This is a genomic window from Azospirillum sp. B510 (genome assembly GCF_000010725.1).
GTDB lineage: Bacteria > Pseudomonadota > Alphaproteobacteria > Azospirillales > Azospirillaceae > Azospirillum > Azospirillum lipoferum_B.
In genome coordinates this window covers 2658828-2673755 of record NC_013854.1, presented here as the reverse complement: position 1 = coordinate 2673755, position 14928 = coordinate 2658828, and the positions used below count along the sequence as shown (strand labels likewise).

The 14928-nt window shown below is 68.7% G+C and carries 16 protein-coding genes; 1 reads left to right on the top strand and 15 read right to left on the bottom strand.

Annotated elements, in window-relative coordinates; genetic code table 11:
* Positions 1-244: 244 nt before the first annotated feature.
* Entirely contained in the window at positions 245-859 is a 615-nt protein-coding gene (gene rpsD / locus AZL_RS12545) for a 30S ribosomal protein S4 (protein ID WP_012974917.1), read from the top strand.
* A 119-nt stretch (positions 860-978) separates the two neighbouring features.
* On the opposite strand, the gene AZL_RS12540 is transcribed toward rpsD, so the two are convergent.
* From AZL_RS12540 to AZL_RS12465, 15 genes are all read right to left on the bottom strand, one after another.
* Entirely contained in the window at positions 979-1800 is an 822-nt protein-coding gene (locus tag AZL_RS12540; protein WP_012976163.1) for an IS5-like element ISAli1 family transposase, read from the bottom strand.
* A gap of 81 nt (positions 1801-1881) precedes the next feature.
* Positions 1882-3108, bottom strand: coding sequence for a SpoIIE family protein phosphatase (locus AZL_RS12535; protein ID WP_148219308.1), 1227 nt, complete (start codon positions 3106-3108; stop codon positions 1882-1884).
* A complete protein-coding gene (locus AZL_RS12530; RefSeq protein ID WP_247894208.1) occupies positions 3105-4259 on the bottom strand; it encodes a fused response regulator/phosphatase in 1155 nt (384 codons plus the stop codon). Before AZL_RS12530 ends, AZL_RS12535 begins: the two co-directional genes overlap by 4 nt.
* Before the next feature lie 152 nt (positions 4260-4411).
* Positions 4412-5206 carry an ATP-binding protein gene (locus tag AZL_RS12525; RefSeq protein ID WP_012974914.1) on the bottom strand — a complete coding sequence of 265 codons (795 nt, stop codon included), beginning with the start codon at positions 5204-5206 and terminating at the stop codon, positions 4412-4414.
* Positions 5207-5211: 5 nt separating this feature from the next.
* The gene (locus tag AZL_RS12520; RefSeq protein WP_012974913.1) at positions 5212-5517 is read right to left on the bottom strand and encodes an STAS domain-containing protein; all 306 of its coding nucleotides are present in this window, start codon (positions 5515-5517) and stop codon (positions 5212-5214) included.
* 53 nt (positions 5518-5570) lie between these two features.
* Entirely contained in the window at positions 5571-6719 is a 1149-nt protein-coding gene (locus AZL_RS12515; RefSeq protein ID WP_012974912.1) for a methyl-accepting chemotaxis protein, read from the bottom strand.
* A 65-nt stretch (positions 6720-6784) separates the two neighbouring features.
* On the bottom strand, positions 6785-7846 hold the full coding sequence (locus tag AZL_RS12510) for a protein-glutamate methylesterase/protein-glutamine glutaminase (protein ID WP_012974911.1): 1062 nt from the start codon (positions 7844-7846) through the stop codon (positions 6785-6787).
* A gap of 3 nt (positions 7847-7849) precedes the next feature.
* On the bottom strand, positions 7850-8524 hold the full coding sequence (locus AZL_RS12505; RefSeq protein ID WP_012974910.1) for a chemotaxis protein: 675 nt from the start codon (positions 8522-8524) through the stop codon (positions 7850-7852).
* Positions 8525-8527: 3 nt separating this feature from the next.
* Positions 8528-9490, bottom strand: a complete 963-nt coding sequence (locus AZL_RS12500) for a CheR family methyltransferase (protein ID WP_247894207.1) — start codon at positions 9488-9490, stop codon at positions 8528-8530.
* A gap of 269 nt (positions 9491-9759) precedes the next feature.
* Positions 9760-10305: a chemotaxis protein CheW gene (locus tag AZL_RS12490; RefSeq protein ID WP_012974907.1), complete on the bottom strand. Its 546-nt coding sequence runs from the start codon at positions 10303-10305 to the stop codon at positions 9760-9762.
* A gap of 9 nt (positions 10306-10314) precedes the next feature.
* Positions 10315-12699, bottom strand: a complete 2385-nt coding sequence (locus tag AZL_RS12485) for a chemotaxis protein CheA (RefSeq protein ID WP_012974906.1) — start codon at positions 12697-12699, stop codon at positions 10315-10317.
* A 31-nt stretch (positions 12700-12730) separates the two neighbouring features.
* Positions 12731-13108 carry a response regulator gene (locus AZL_RS12480; RefSeq protein WP_012974905.1) on the bottom strand — a complete coding sequence of 126 codons (378 nt, stop codon included), beginning with the start codon at positions 13106-13108 and terminating at the stop codon, positions 12731-12733.
* Positions 13093-13407 (bottom strand): STAS domain-containing protein, encoded by a 315-nt coding sequence (locus AZL_RS12475; RefSeq protein WP_042443084.1) that lies wholly within the window; start codon positions 13405-13407, stop codon positions 13093-13095. Before AZL_RS12475 ends, AZL_RS12480 begins: the two co-directional genes overlap by 16 nt.
* A 185-nt stretch (positions 13408-13592) precedes the next feature.
* Positions 13593-14084, bottom strand: a complete 492-nt coding sequence (locus AZL_RS12470; RefSeq protein ID WP_012974904.1) for an RNA pyrophosphohydrolase — start codon at positions 14082-14084, stop codon at positions 13593-13595.
* A gap of 33 nt (positions 14085-14117) precedes the next feature.
* Complete coding sequence (locus AZL_RS12465; RefSeq protein WP_012974903.1) at positions 14118-14861, bottom strand: sulfite exporter TauE/SafE family protein; 744 nt, start codon at positions 14859-14861, stop codon at positions 14118-14120.
* Positions 14862-14928 lie beyond the last annotated feature (67 nt).

The window sequence follows — 14928 nt, the reverse complement described above, 5'->3', positions numbered from 1 at the left end:
CATGCCCGCCCTTCAGAGGGAATCCACAACCGCGTTTAAACTCGATGCGTCAAGCGCCGCTTCAAGCGATTGCCCTGACTTGACTCGGTCGGACTTGACTCGGCCGCGCCAGTGGGTATTGTGCGCGCCTTCACCTCCTGGGAAAGCGGGCGCGCGCAATCTTTGGCGCCCCGTCCGCCGCCTGGACAAGGCGGTCGGAACTACCGGGACAACATCAACTCGTGTCCAACGAGGCGTGAGAAACATGAGCAAGCGTCAAGAGTCCAAGTATAAGATCGACCGCCGCCTTGGCGTCAACCTGTGGGGCCGTGCCAAGAGCCCGCTGAACAAGCGCGAGTATGGCCCGGGCCAGCACGGCCAGCGCCGCAAGAAGCCGTCGGACTACGGTCTGCAGCTGATGGCCAAGCAGAAGCTGAAGGGCTATTACGGCAACATCGGCGAGAAGCAGTTCCGCCGCATCTATGCCGAGGCCGTCCGCCGCAAGGGCGACACCGGCGAAAACCTGATCGGCCTGCTGGAGCGCCGTCTGGACGCCGTGGTCTACCGCATGAAGTTCGCGCCGACCCCGTTCGCCGCGCGCCAGCTGATCAACCACGGCCACATCCTGGTCAACGGCCGTCGCCTGAACATCGCCTCGGCCCGCATCAAGGACAACGACACCGTCGAGGTGCGCGCCAAGTCCAAGCAGATGGCGCTGGTCCTGGAAGCCGCCGCTTCCGGCGAGCGTGACATCCCCGATTACCTGGAAGTCGACAGCAGCGCGCTGAAGGGCCGTTTCGTCCGCGCCCCGCTGCTGGCCGACGTCCCGTATCCGGTCCAGATGGAACCGAACCTGGTCATCGAGTTCTACTCGCGCTGATCGGTCGGCTCCCGCCGAACGCGAAAGGCCGCTCCTTCGGGAGCGGCCTTTTTGCTTTGGCGTTGTCTTGGACGGGCGGGCGTGCCTTAGAGTCCGACTCGGAATCGGCAAAGCTGTGTCTATGTTCGAGCCACCCGTCTTGAGAGCAGTTTGACGCTGGCGATGAAGACCCATGCGACGGCACTCTCGACGGTGGCCTCGAAGTCCTTGGCGAGGCGGCGATTGCGGTTAAGCCAAGCGATTGTACGCTCAACGACCCACCGCCGAGGCAGCAGTTCAAAGCCTTTGGCGGCGTCGGACCGCTTGACGATCTCCAGAGTCCATGTCCCGATCTGAGCCAAAGCGGTTTCCAGCTTGGGTCCAGCGTAGCCGCCGTCCGCGAAGACGTGGCGAAGCCAGGGGAAGAGCGTGCGAACGGAGGCGAGGAGCGCCGGGGCGCCATCACGGTCCTGGATGTCGGCGGCATGAACGATGGCGGCGACCAGCAAGCCATTGGTGTCGGTCAACACATGCCGCTTGCGCCCCTTGATGCACTTGCCCGCGTCGTAGCCACGGGGGCCACCTGCTTCCGTCGTCTTGACCGACTGGCTGTCGATCACCCCCGCTGTCGGGCTGGCCTCCCGTCCCATGCTTTCCCGAACCATCGCCACCAAGGCGTGATTGATCGTCTCCCAGGTCCCATCGTCGCGCCAGCGGTAGAAATAGCGCTGGACCGTCGTCATCGGCGGGAAATCCTTCGGCAGTTGCCGCCACTGGCACCCGGAGGTCGCCAGAAAGAGGATGCCGTTCACGATCTCGCGCACGTTGACCGTTCGCGGCCGTCCCAAGCGTCGAGCCGCCGGGAGGAGTGGTTCGAGCACCGCCCACTCCGCGTCCGTCGTGTCGCTTGAATACCTCAATCCTTTTCGCTGATACTGCGCTCGGGTGATTTCAGTCCACATTGTCTTGTCATTCGTCATGCTTCGCAACATCGATCGAATCACAAGAGACTGAAATCACTCAATTCTTTTCGGGTCAGGCTCTTACCGTCGTCGTGTCAGCAGCAGCGCCGTCAGGTCGTCGTCGATGGGACCGGTGGCGGCCAGATCGTCGAGCAGGCCGGACAGAAGGTCGCCGTCGGGGGTCTCGCGCAAACGCCGCGCGAACAGGGCGGCGAGGCCGTCCTCGCCCAAAATGCCGTGGCCTTCACCACTCCGGGTCGGGATTTCGATGGCGGCATCGGAATAGAGGAACAGGCGGGCGCCCGGCGGCATCGCCAACCGGCGATTCTCGTAATCAGCCGACGGCAGCAGGCCGAGCGGCAGGCCGCTGCCGTCGCCCAGCCGCGGCCCCCCGTCGCCGGGATGCCACATCATCGGCGCCGTCGATCCGGCGGAGGCATAGGTGAACAGCCCGGCCGCCGGATCGATCACCCCGCTCAGCATGGTGGCGAACTGGCCGCTGGGCAGCAGCCCGCACAGCCGGCGGTTCACCGCCGCCAGAAACTCCGCCGGGCTCAAGCCCGTGCCGCCGATCTGCCGGCAGATCGCGTCCAGCCGGAAGGTGTTCAGCGAGGCCCCGACGCCATGGCCGGAAAAATCGACCAGATAGACGCCCACCCCTCCGTCGGGCAGCCGCGAGACGCCCCAGAAATCGCCGCCCAATTCGGAGGAAGGGGCGAAATGGGCCTGGATGGCGATGCCGGTCGCCTCCTCCAGCGCCGCCAGCCGGTCGGGGCCGGGCAGCATCCGGGTCTGCATGGCACGGGCCAGCGCAAGCTCGCTTTCCGTCCGGCTGTGATAGCGCTCCAGGTCGCGCAGCATGGCGCGCTTGCGTAGCTGGATGCGCACGCGCGCCAGCAACTCCACCGCGCTGACGGGCTTGGTGATATAGTCGGTGGCACCGGCGATGAAGGCGCGGGCGCGGTCCTCCGGCCGATCCAGGCTGGACTGGACCAGGACCGGCAGCGATTTCCAGCGCGGATCGGCCCGCAGATGCCGGCACATCTCGAACCCGTCCATCCGCGGCATCATCAGGTCGAGCAGAATCAGGTCCGGTTTGCAGCGCTCCATCCGGGTCAGCGCGTCCTGCCCATCCTCCGCCTGATCGATCAGGGTGATGCCGCCGCGTTCCAGCAGGGCCGTCAGCAGGTTCCGGTTCATCCGGTTGTCGTCGACGATCAGCACGCGGGCGTCGCACAGGTCCTCGAAGACGCCGGCCGTCCCGACCGGATGCGGGCCGGGCTGCGGGGGAGGCGGTGGCGTTGTCATGCGCCGGCCTCCCGCTCGATCCACAGCAGGGTGTGGTCATCGCCGCTGACCTCGCCAAACGCGCTGCCCAGGGAGCGGACGACAGCGTCGAAACCCTCCTCCTCCTCCTCCGCGCGGGCGATCATCCAGCCGAGCCCGATCCCGGTGCCGCCGGCCTCCTGCGCCGCCAGCGCTTCCAGCATGGCGACCGAGTAGAGCGCCAGCACACCGCCATGCGGCACCGTCATCGTCTCGCAGCGATAGCGGGTGCCCGGCGCGAGGCCGATCGGCAGGCCGCCGATCCTGCCGCTCTCCGGCCGGCCGTCGCCGCCGGTTCCGGCGCCGTTGAGGACCATCGGCGGCGCCCCATCGGCCGAGGCATAGGTGAAGCGCCCGGTCTCGGCCTCCACCACCCCATAGGTCATGGTCGCCCTTATGGTCGCCCGCGCCCCATCCGCCAGCAGGCTCGCGGCCCGGTCGTTCAGCGCGGTCAGCAGGGCGGCGGCATCGTCGCCATGGACGGGACCCAGCTCCTGTACCAGCGCATGCAGGCGGACGGCGTTCAGCGCCGCCGAAACGCCGCTGCCGCCGACATTCAGCAGATAGACGCCGAACCGGTGCCGGCCGAGCGGCAGCAGCCCCCACAGGTCGCCGCCGAGATGGGGGGAGATGACGCTGTGGGCGCGCAGGCGCCAGCCGCTGGCGGCCAGCATGGCGCATTGCCCCGGGGTCGGCAGCAGATGCTCCTGCATCGACCGGGCAAGGGACAGCTCCGCCTCCACCCGTGCGCGATAGGCTTGCAGGCGGCGGATCAGCACCCGATCCTCCAGATGGATGCGCACGCGGGCCAGCAGCTCGGTGCGCTCCAGCGGCTTCGTCACCAGATCGGTGGTGCCGGCGGCGAAGGCGCGGTTGCGTTCCTCCACCGCCGACAGCGCGGTCTGCACCAGGATCGGCAGATCCGCCGTTTCCGGTCTGGCGCGCAGGCGGCGGCAGACCTCGAAGCCGTCCATGCCCGGCATCATGATGTCCAGGATCAGCAGATCGGGGATGGCGGCCTCGATCAACGCCAGCGCCTCGGCCCCGCCGGCGGCGAAGGCGACGTTGCGGAAGCCGGCCTCGGCCAGCAGCATGCCGATCAGGGTTCGGTTGTAGGCGGTGTCGTCCACCACCAGGATCGGGCAATCCAGAACGGCGGCGTCCGGGACCGTGCAATCCGGTGCCGGGTTTCCGGAATTCCGATGGTCGGAAGCGGGCCTGCCGGCAGGCCCGACCGCCGTCGCGGACCCGGCCCGATCGCCGGGGCCCTGCCAGTCCACGGCGGTCACAGCCGGAACCTCAGGCGGATGCGGCGGCCGCCGTCGCCGATCTCCAGCTCATCGGCGACGGAGCCGATCAGGTCCAGCCCGCGGCCCGAGGCTCCGCTGCCGTGGCGGGGGGCCGGGGTGAAGCCCGCGCCTTCGTCGATGATATCCATGGTCGCCAACGTCCGGCCATCCTCCGCCGGGGCGGTTCGGATGGCGACGGCGACGCGTCGCGCCGCCAGCACCGGATCGGCCAGCCGGTCGTCCAGGTCGTGGGAAAAGCGGTCGAGCTCCCGGCTGCTCGGCTCCCGCATGGCGACGACGCCCAGGTTGCCGTGGACCAGCGCGTTGCTGACGGCCTCGTGCAGCGCCAGCTCGATGTCATCCCGGCGCTCTTCCGCCAGCGGATGGCGGGCGCCCAGCGCGGCCGTCAGTTTCCCGCCAAGCTGGAGGTCGTACGCGGTGCCGGTGGTCAGGGAGAGATGGAGGTCGCTGCCCGCCGCCTCGGCCAGGAGAGGGGGCAGCAGCCAGGTCAGAGCGGCAGCGTCGGCGGCGGCCGGCGGTTCGATCCAGGCGGCGACCGGAGGCAGCCACAGCGCCGCCTTGTCCATATCGGCCGAATCACCCGCATCCGGTCCGGCCCACCCCCTTCCACCCAGCAGGGCGACCAGTGGCGCCACTCCGGCGGGCTCCGCCATCGGGGTGAGGCCGAGCGCCTTCGCCAGCGCGCGCAGCCGATCCGCCGGCAGCCCCGGCGCGAGAAGACCGGCGAAGCGGGTGCGGAGTCCAGAGGCCTGGGCCGTCCCGTCGATCACTGGGATCAGTCCTCGATCGGGACGATCTTGGCGAGCTGCGCCACCGTCAGCACCCGCTTCACCTGTCCGGCGGCGCCGCGCAGGACGAACTGCTTGGCGGCGCGCTCCATCTCCTCCCGCGCGATCAGCAGCATGCCGATGCCCGCGGAATCGACGAATTCGAGCGCCGAGAGGTCGAGCACCTGACGTTTGCGCGCGTTCTCCCCCATTTCGCCGATCAGGGACCGCAACTTCGAGTGGTCATTGAAGGTCAGGCGGCCGCGCATGCTGACAACCGCCTCCAGGTCGCGCACTTCGATGCCGTAATCCATGCGTCCGTCTTTCCGGAATGATGGCCCACTGTACAGATGGCCGGGATGGCGGGCTAGAAGAGTTCGATATCCCCCCCCCCTCCGCCCCCTGCGGCATCGACGTCCAGCACGCCATTCTCGTCCAGCGCCGTGCCTTCCAGCAGCAGCTTGCGGACGAAGCGCTCGCGCATTTCGCTCAGGGTGAAACGGCCCATCAGCTGGTTCAGCCATTCCTGCGGCTCCCGCCCGCCGATGCCCGGAGGGACCTGATCGCGGATGCGGTTCTCCAACTCGCCCAGCCCGGCGCTCATGATGGCGAGGCTGTCATTGATCGCCTCGATCCGCTGCTTGGTCAGATCCTGGAACTGCATGCCGGTGATGACATGGGCGATGGTGGCGGACATGTCGGACGACACCGAGGCCGCCGTCTCCAGGACCGACTGGAAATGGCTGGTCTGGGCGACCAGGCTGTCCATCGTCTTGTCGACGCGTTCCTTCGCCAGCATCTGCGGCGACATGTCGGTGTTGGCGATCTGGCGCAGGATGTCATGGCCGTTGCGCACGCCCTTGACCACGGCGGTGACCGTGCCGCGCATCCGGTCCGCCAGATCGGCGGTGGAACGCGAGAGGTGCCGGACCTCCTGCGCCACCACGGCGAAGGTGCGCCCGGCCTCGCCGGCGCGGCTGGCCTCGATGGTGGCGTTCAGCGCCAGGAAGTTGGTCTGGCGGTTGATGCCGTCGATGTCGCCGATCGATTTCTCCAGCTCGGCGACGTCCTTCTGCACGTCGTCCAGCAGATAGACCATGCTCATGGCATGGCGCGACAGGGTGACGATGTTGGTCACCATGTCGGTGATGATGTCCTGCATCCCGACAACCAGCGTGTCGAGCGGCACCCGTTCGCCGTCGACCTCGACCGTGCCGGCCATGGCGACGATCTGGGCCACCCGCTCGGACTGCTGAAGCGCCTTCTCCGCCAGTTCGCGGAAACGCTCGGACAGGTCGAGGGTGGAGGTCTCGACATGGTTCGAGGTGCGGGTCAGCTCGCCCTGGACGATGTCGAGCGTGCGGCGCTGGACGTCGGCGAAGCCGAGCCAGGTCGACAGAAGCTCCGCGGTGACGGCGACCTTGCCCCCGCCGCCATCGGGGGGAGGGTCCGGCAGCGCCGGCGCGGCTTCGGGCAGGCCGGTCCGGGCGGCATCATGGGAAGCGCGGCTGAACATACTGGTGCTCCTTGGAAACTCGGCCCCGATGCCCGCCAGATCGGATCGGGTCGGAATGGATCGGATCAGGCGGGGCGGGGCCGTTCGCCGACAGCGTCGAAGGCGCGCAGCATCTCGGCGGGGATTTGGGCAAGCGGCAACTCGACCATGACCGCGCCGGCCTCCCTGGCGGCGCGCGGCATTCCGTAGACGACGCAGCTCGATTCCTGCTCGCCGATGGTGAAGGCGCCGGCATCGAGCATCGCCTTCATGCCGATGGCGCCGTCGCGGCCCATGCCGGACAGGATGACGCCGACCGCGTTGCCGCCGGCCGCCTTGGCGACGGAGGCGAACAGCACATCGACCGATGGGCGGTGGCCGCTGACGGGCGGGGTGTCCTGGATGTGGCAGACGAAGCCGGCGGTGTCGCGGAGGATGGCGAGATGGCGGTCTCCGGGGGCGATCAGCACCAGCCCCTGGGCAGGGCGGTCGCCATGGGCGGCGACCCGCACGGCCGGGGCCGACAGCCGGTCCAGCCGGGCGGCGAAGCTCGGCACATAGCTGGGGCCCATATGCTGGGTGATGACGATGGGGGGGCAGTCGGCCGGCATGGTGGCCAGCACGTCGCGGATGCGCTCCACCCCGCCGGTCGAGGCGCCGATGGCGATCAGCCGCTTGCCCGATCCCGCGCGCCGCGGTGTCGGCAGAACGCCATGGGCGGGTGACGGGCGGCGCATGGTCAGCCGGGCGGTGGCGGCGACGCGGATCTTGGAGACCAGTTCCAGCGCCGTCGCCTCGAAGCCATGCCCGTCGGGGCCGCCGGGCTTGGCGACGCAGTCGACCGCCCCCAGTTCCAGCGCGCGGATGGCGGCGTCGGACCCCTCGCTGGTCAGGGAGGAGACCATGATGACCGGCGTCGGCCGCAGGGTCATGATCTTCTCCAGGAAGGACAGCCCGTCCATCTTGGGCATCTCGACATCCAGCGTGATGACATCGGGATTGGTGGCCTTGATGACCTCGCGCGCTTCGAAGGCGTCGCGGGCGACGCCGGCCACCTCCATCCCCGGTTCGCGGGTGAGGATGTCCTTCAGCATCTCGCGCATCAGCGCGCTGTCGTCGACGATGACGACACGGATCGGTCTGGACATCGGTCAGATCCCTCCCGGCTCGGAAGGCGCGCCCGGATCGATCGCACCCTTCCCCCCGCCCGCCCCGGTGGGGCGGCTCAGGCGGGTGAAGAGCCGCCGTTCGTGGATGACGGTGTCGGCCGCCGCCTCCGGTCGAAGCAGACGGCGCAGCGCCCGGCCGCTGTGCGGGAAATAATGCAGCCGGCGGGCGGAATCGCCCCCCAGATCATGACCCGCCAGGATCAGCCTTTCCGCCCGCACATACTCCAGCGCGAAGCGGCTGTTCAGCCCGCCGATGTCATAGCTCGAGTCGATCACGCGGCCGCCGCCGAACAGCTTGACCTGTAGGCGCCCATGCTCGGCGCCGGCGGTCAGCAGGCTTTTGATCAGCCGTGCCATCGCGACCGAGCCGTAATGCGCGGCAAGCCCCTCGCCCTCCAACTCGCTCGCCGGAACATCCGGCAGCATGAAATGGTTCATGCCGCCGATGCCCCGTACCGGATCATGGATGCAGGCGGCCACGCAGGAGCCCAGAGTCGTCGCGATCATCAGATCCGGGCGGTCGCTGACCGCCTGCTCCCCCAGCGCGATCTTGATCGTCTCGACGTTGAACTCGTGATTGAAATAGCGCCCGCTGCCCAGGCGGTGGAGCAGGTCCGCGGGCTCGGAACCAGGGGTGCCGGGGGGAAAGGAGGTCATCGCTCAATCCCTCCGGTAGATCGTCGGCCCGGCCTGACGGAACAGGCTCGACACGCCATAGAGGCTTTCCGAGTGGCCGAGGAACAGATAGCCGCCGGGTCGGAGCATCCGGGCGAAATTCTCGATCACCTGGGTCCGGCCACGGCGGTCGAAGTAAATCAGGACATTGCGGCAGAAGATGGCGTCGAACGGGCCCGTCATCGGCCAATGTTCCAACAAATTCAGTGGTTTGACGGTGACGAGGCGTTTCAGATCCTCGCCCATCGCCACCGCCGGCTCGCCGTTCAGGCGGATGTCCTGGGTGAAGCGCTGACGGATGGCGGGCGGAATGCCGGTGGCGCCCGACAGCGGGTAGATGCCCCGCCGGGCGGTGTCCACCATGTGGGTATCGATGTCGGTGGCGAGGATGCGGGCGTTCCAGCGGCGCAGCTCCGTCCCCATGGTGGAAACCAGCACCATCGCCATGGTGTAGGGTTCCGGCCCCGACGAGCAGCCGGCTGACCACAGCCGCAGCCGGGGCTTCGGCCGGCCGGCGTTCAGCGCCCGGACCTCCGGCAGGACCGTGGCGGCGAGGAAGTCGAAATGGTGCGATTCACGGTAGAAGCTGGTCAGGTTGGTGGTCAGCGCATTGACCAGGAAACCGATCTCGCGCGCGCCGCCCTCGTCCCGCAACAGGGCGCAATAGGCATCGAAGTCGGGCAGCCGCAGCTCGCGCAGGCGGCGCGCCAGCCGGGCATAGACCATCTCGGCCTTGTGCGGGGCCAGCGCGATGCCGGCCAATTGATGGAGCAGCCCGACGATCAGGTCGAAATGCCGCCGCTCGAAACGGAACTCGCGCACGCTGCCGAAGACCGCGGCCGGAGCGCGCTGCGGCGTCGCAGGATCGGTCGACAGGGCTGGCGGGTGGGCTGTCATCGCGATACGGGCATCGGTGTCGGGGGGAGGGGCGTCAAGGTGATTGGACAACGCGCCGGGCGTCGTGGTCCAGGGTGAAGAAAGTCATCCGTTGCCGCATCTCATCGGCCTGCTCCTCCAGTGACCGGGCGCGGCAAGGCTTTCCTCGGCCGGCGCCGCGTCCCTCTGCGTCATTTCGCCCTTCCGGGAAATGGCGATGTTCACCTCGTCCGGGCCGGCGGCCTGTTCGGCCGTCGCCCGCGCGATCTCCGACAGCGGAGCGCCGCTCTCCTTCACCTGTCCGCCGCCGTCCGCGGTTGCGGTCGAGGTCGGGTCCGCCGTCAGTGCCGCTCCGCCGTCGCGCGCGCTTGGGTGTCGTGATCGACATGTTCCCCCGCGAACAGCTTCTCGACATTGAGCAGGGTCACCATCCGGTTCTCGGCGGTGTAGAGGCCGCTGAGATATTCGGCATCCACCAGACCGCTGTCGACGTCCGGGGGCGGTTTGATCGCCTCATGGCCAATGGTCAGGATGTCGGAGATGGCGTCGACGAGGATGCCGCGCGTGCGCTCGCCAACCTGGATCACCACCACCACATGGCGTTTCGTCACATCGGTCGGTCCGCCGCCGAAGCGGGCGCGCAGGTCGAAGATCGGGATGATGATGCCGCGCAGGTTGATGACCCCGCGCACATAATCGGGGAGATTGGGCAGGCGGCTTTCCGGTGTCCAGCCGCGGATTTCCCTGACCGCGAGGATGTTGACACCATATTCCTCGCTGCCGACCGTGAAGGTGACGTATTGCTCTTCGATCCCGTTGGCGCCGGCGCCGGCGGATTGGATGTCGCCGCGGGAGCTGACGGGGGCGATCGCGGTGGAGCTGCTCATCGCTGTGCCTCAAACCATTTGGCGTTGATGCTGGTCGAACCTGCCCGCCGGGGCGGACAGGGATGGGGACGCGGGAATGGACGGGGAGTCGCCGCCATGGCGGCTCATTTCGCGCAAGCCGGCGACGTCGAGAATCAGCGCGACCCGGCCGTCGCCCAGGATGGTCGCGGCGGCCACGCCGTCCAGCCGGCGGAAATTGGCCTCCAGGCTCTTGATGACGACCTGCTGCTGGCCCAGCACCTCATCCACCACCAGCCCGAGGCGGGAGCCGTCCTCGGTCTCCACCAGCACGACCAGCCCCTTGGTGGCGTCGTCGATGGCCTTGGGAATGCCGAACAGCCGGTGCAGATGCACCAGCCGCACATATTCGCCGCGCGCCATCATGACGTCGCACTTGTTGACCAGCCCATGCAGGTCGGCCGGCTTCGGGCGCAGGCTTTCCACGATGTTGGTCAGCGGCAGGACGAAGCGCTCGTCGCCGACCGAGATCACCATGCCGTCCAGCACCGCCAGCGTCAGCGGCAGCGACAGGACGAAGCGCGAGCCCTCGCCCGGCGTCGAATAGACGCCGATGCGTCCGCCCAGGCTGGAGATGTTCCGCCGCACCACATCCATGCCGACACCACGGCCGGACAGGTTCGACACCTGATCGGCCGTGGAGAAGCCGGGCAGGAAGATCAGATTGTCGATCTCCTCGTCCGACAGGCTGGCACCGGGCTGGAGCAGCCCCTTTTCGATCGCCTTGGACAGCACCTTGGCGCGGTTGATGCCACGGCCGTCGTCGGTCACCTCGATCACGATGCGGCCGGAGCGGTGGGCGGCCGAGAGATGGACGGTGCCGGCGCGCGGCTTGCCGACGCGCTCCCGCTCCTCCGGCCCCTCCAGCCCATGGTCGATGGAGTTGCGGATCATGTGGGTCAGCGGGTCGACGAGATTCTCGACGACCGTCTTGTCGACCTCCGTCGTCTCGCCCGAGGTGACCAGCATCACCTCCTTGCCGGTGGCCGCGGCACATTCGCGCACCAGCCGGGGCATGCGCGAAAAGACGCTGGAGACCGGCTGGGCGCGGATCGACATCACGCTCTCGCGCAACTCGCGGGTGTGCTGCGCCAGCCCCTCCAGCCCCTCCAGCAACTCCTGGAACTGGCCGGGCGGAAGGTCGCGCAGATGCTCGGCGATCATCGCCTGGGTGATGACCATCTCGCCGACCATGTTGACCAGCCGGTCGATCTTGTCGAGATCGACGCGGATGGTGTGGGTGGTCGGCCCGGCATGGTCGCCACCGGTGGCGCCGCCATTCGCCCGCCTGGCCCCGTCCCCCGGCTTCGCCGTGCCGGAGGTGGTCGCCGCCGGGGTCGCCGGAACGGCCGCGGCTGTCGAGGCCGCCTGGGCTTCCGCCGGTTCCGGAACGGTGGCGGCCGGCTGGATGGCGGGCAAGGGCGTGGGCAAGGGAGTGGGCAGGGTTGTGGACAGGGGGGTGGGGAGCGGGTCGGCCGTCGCGGCCTGGGTCGGCGGGATGACCGCGGGCGGCGGCGCCTCGGCGCTGATGCGGATGTCGCAATCGTCGGCGACGAATTCGAACACGTCGTCGATGCGGGCGCGGTCGATCCGCGGATCGGCCAGCAGCGTCACCGTCCAGGACAGGTGCAGCAGCTCGGCGTCGAGGTCGCGCAGGGCGGGCAGGCCGTCCAGATGGCAGACGATCCCGGCGTCGCCCAGCCGGCGCAGGGCGCGCAGCATGAAGGTCGGCTCGTTGCCCGACAGCAGCAGTTCGGCCTTCGGGCGGAACTGGATGGTCCAGCGGACCTTTCCGTCCGGAACCGGGCTTCCGGCGATCGGGCCTCCGGCCGTCTGGCCGGCGGATAGCGGCGGATCGTCGCGGGCGGCCTGGATGGCGGCCAGCGCGTCGCCGAAGATGCCGGCCTCGTCATCCTCCTCATCCGCAGGGGCGGAGACGGCAGGCGTCGCCGCGACCGGCCCGGCGGCCGGCCCGGTGGCGGGCGCGCCGCCCGTGCCGAGGAAGCGGCGCAGGGCCGCGACGGTGTCGCCGGTGGTGCCCTCCGGCGCTTGCGTTTCGTCGGCGGCGTGGGCCAGCAGGCGGGCCAGCACGTCGTTGGCGCGGATCAGCGTGTCGACCAGCTCGGTGGTGACCGGGATCTCGGCGTTGCGCACGCCGTCCATCACCGTTTCGAATTCATGGGCGAAGGCGACCAGATCGCCGAATCCGAAGGCGCCGCCGCCGCCCTTGATCGAATGGACGGCGCGGAAGATCGCGTTGACCTCGTCCATGTCGATTTCGCCGGGGGCGAGGCGCAGCAGTCCGGCTTCGGCGACGGCCAGCAGTTCGGCGCTCTCGTCGAAGTAGGTCTGCTTGAAGCGGCTGAGATCGTCCACGGCTGTTCCCCTTCCTCGCTGACGGCCGCGGTCAGCCGCAGACCTTCTGCACCACCGACACCAGCTTGTCGGGGTTGAAGGGCTTCACGATCCAGCCGGTGGCCCCGGCGGCGCGGCCTTCGGCCTTCTTGGCGTCGTCCGCCTCGGTGGTCAGCATCAGGATCGGCAGGGTGCGGTGGGCCGGGATGGCGCGCAGCCTGCGGATCAGCGTCAGCCCGTCCATCACTGGCATGTTCAGGTCGGTGATGACCAGATCGACCTTGGTGGTGGCGATGGCGCTCATCGCCTGCTGGCCGTCGGCGGCCTCCACCACGTCATAACCGGCGCCCTTGAGGGTGAAGGACACCATGTCGCGCATGGTGCGCGAGTCATCCACCGTCATCACTTTCTTCTTCACGCTCGGCTCCATTGCTTCAGCCAGGCGGCGAGTCCCAGATCCTCGCACGCTTCGGACAGGATCTCGGACGGGGCGGCGACGGCGAAGGCCGTCCCGCGTTCGGCGGAGTCGCGGGCGGCGACCACCAGAACCTGGACGCAGGCGGCGCTGACGCGTTCCACCGCGTCCGCCTGGACGGTGACGTCCGCCGACGCCTTCAAGGCCGCGCGCAGGCTGTCGAGCAGAGGTTGCGCCATGGGCAGGTCCAGGTCGCTGGGCAGGCCCAGGCGGAGCCGCCCATCCTCCTCCTCCGTCCATTTGATCAGAGACACGCCACCCCTCCGTCCACGGCAGGCGCATTCTTGCGCATTACGGTTGCAGCACCGACGTTGCCAGAAGGCGTCTCAAGGATTCGTTAAGCCGCAAGTTTCGGACGGTGGCGGCGGCGGCAGGAAGTTGGGGATAACCGCAATCAATAATGGGACATGAGGGGGGAGCGGCGCCCCGGCGTGGCTGGTCAGCCTCTCGCCGGCGCGATCAACGGGCGGAACTCCGCCAGGACGGACTCATAGACCGGACGCTTGAAGGCGACGATCAGGCCCGGCAACTCCTCCGCGTCGACCCATTTCCAGGCGTCGAATTCGGGATGCTCGGTGTCGAGCCGGATGTCGGCCTCGGTTCCGGTGAAGCGCGCCAGCATCCACATCTGCTCCTGCCCGCGCCAGCGGCCCTTCCACGCCTTGCCAAGCAGATCGTCGGGCAGGTCGTAGCGGTGGGGGGCGGCGGTCATGGCGATGAAGTCGGCCTTGGCGGTGCCGATCTCCTCCTCCAACTCGCGGAAGGCGGCGGTGCGGGCGTCCTCGCCTTTGTCGATGCCGCCCTGGGGCATCTGCCAGTCGGCCTCCGACCCGCAGCGCTTGGCGACGAAGACCTCGCCGCGCCCGTTCAGCAGCATGATGCCGACGCAGGGGCGGTAGGGCAGGCTGTTGCGGTCGATGGGGGCGGTCATGCCGGGGAACTCCGTTCGGGTCAGGTCCAGGATTCAGGTTTTGGTGACGAAGAAATAGACGGTCATCGCCGCACCCACCAGGATCACCGCCTTGCGCAGCAACGGCGGCGGGACGCGGCGGGCGACCGAGGCGCCGGCATAGCCGCCGGCCATGGCGGCGACCAGCATGACCAGCGCCTCCGTCCAATAGACGGCGCCGCCGGCGACGAAGGCGGCCACCGCGACCGCGTTCAGACAGCCGGCGACCAGCGACTTCAGCCCGTTCATCGCATGCAGGTCGGTCAGGCCGAAGACGCCGAGCGTGGCCAGGATCAGAATGCCGATGCCGCCGCCGAAATAGCCGCCATAGACGGCGATCAGGAACTGCACCGCCAGCACCGTGCCGTGGCCGATGGTGAAATTGCGGCGGATCCAGGCCGACGCCTTGGGTCCGACGGCGAACAGCAGCGTCGCGAACAGCAGCAGCCAGGGGACGATGGCCTCGAAGGTCCGCTGTGGCGTCCACAGCAGAAGCAGCGCGCCCAGCAGCCCGCCGACCAGGCTGACGCCGAGGAACGAGGGCAGGTGGATGTCGCGGATCCGTCCCAGCTCCCGCCGGTAGCCATAGGCGCTGGCCAGCGCGCCCGGCGACACCGCGACGGTGCTGGTGGCGTTGGCGTTCAGCGGCGGCACCCCGGCCAGGATCAGGGCCGGGAAGGTCAGGAAGCTGCCGCCCCCGGCCACGGCGTTCAGCACGCCGGCGAAGAAGGCGGAAACGATCAGCAGCAGCGTCAGCATGTCACCCCACCCGAAAACCCCGTCCGGCCACGGGGCGCGCGTTGCGTTCCGCACACGCCCGCCCATA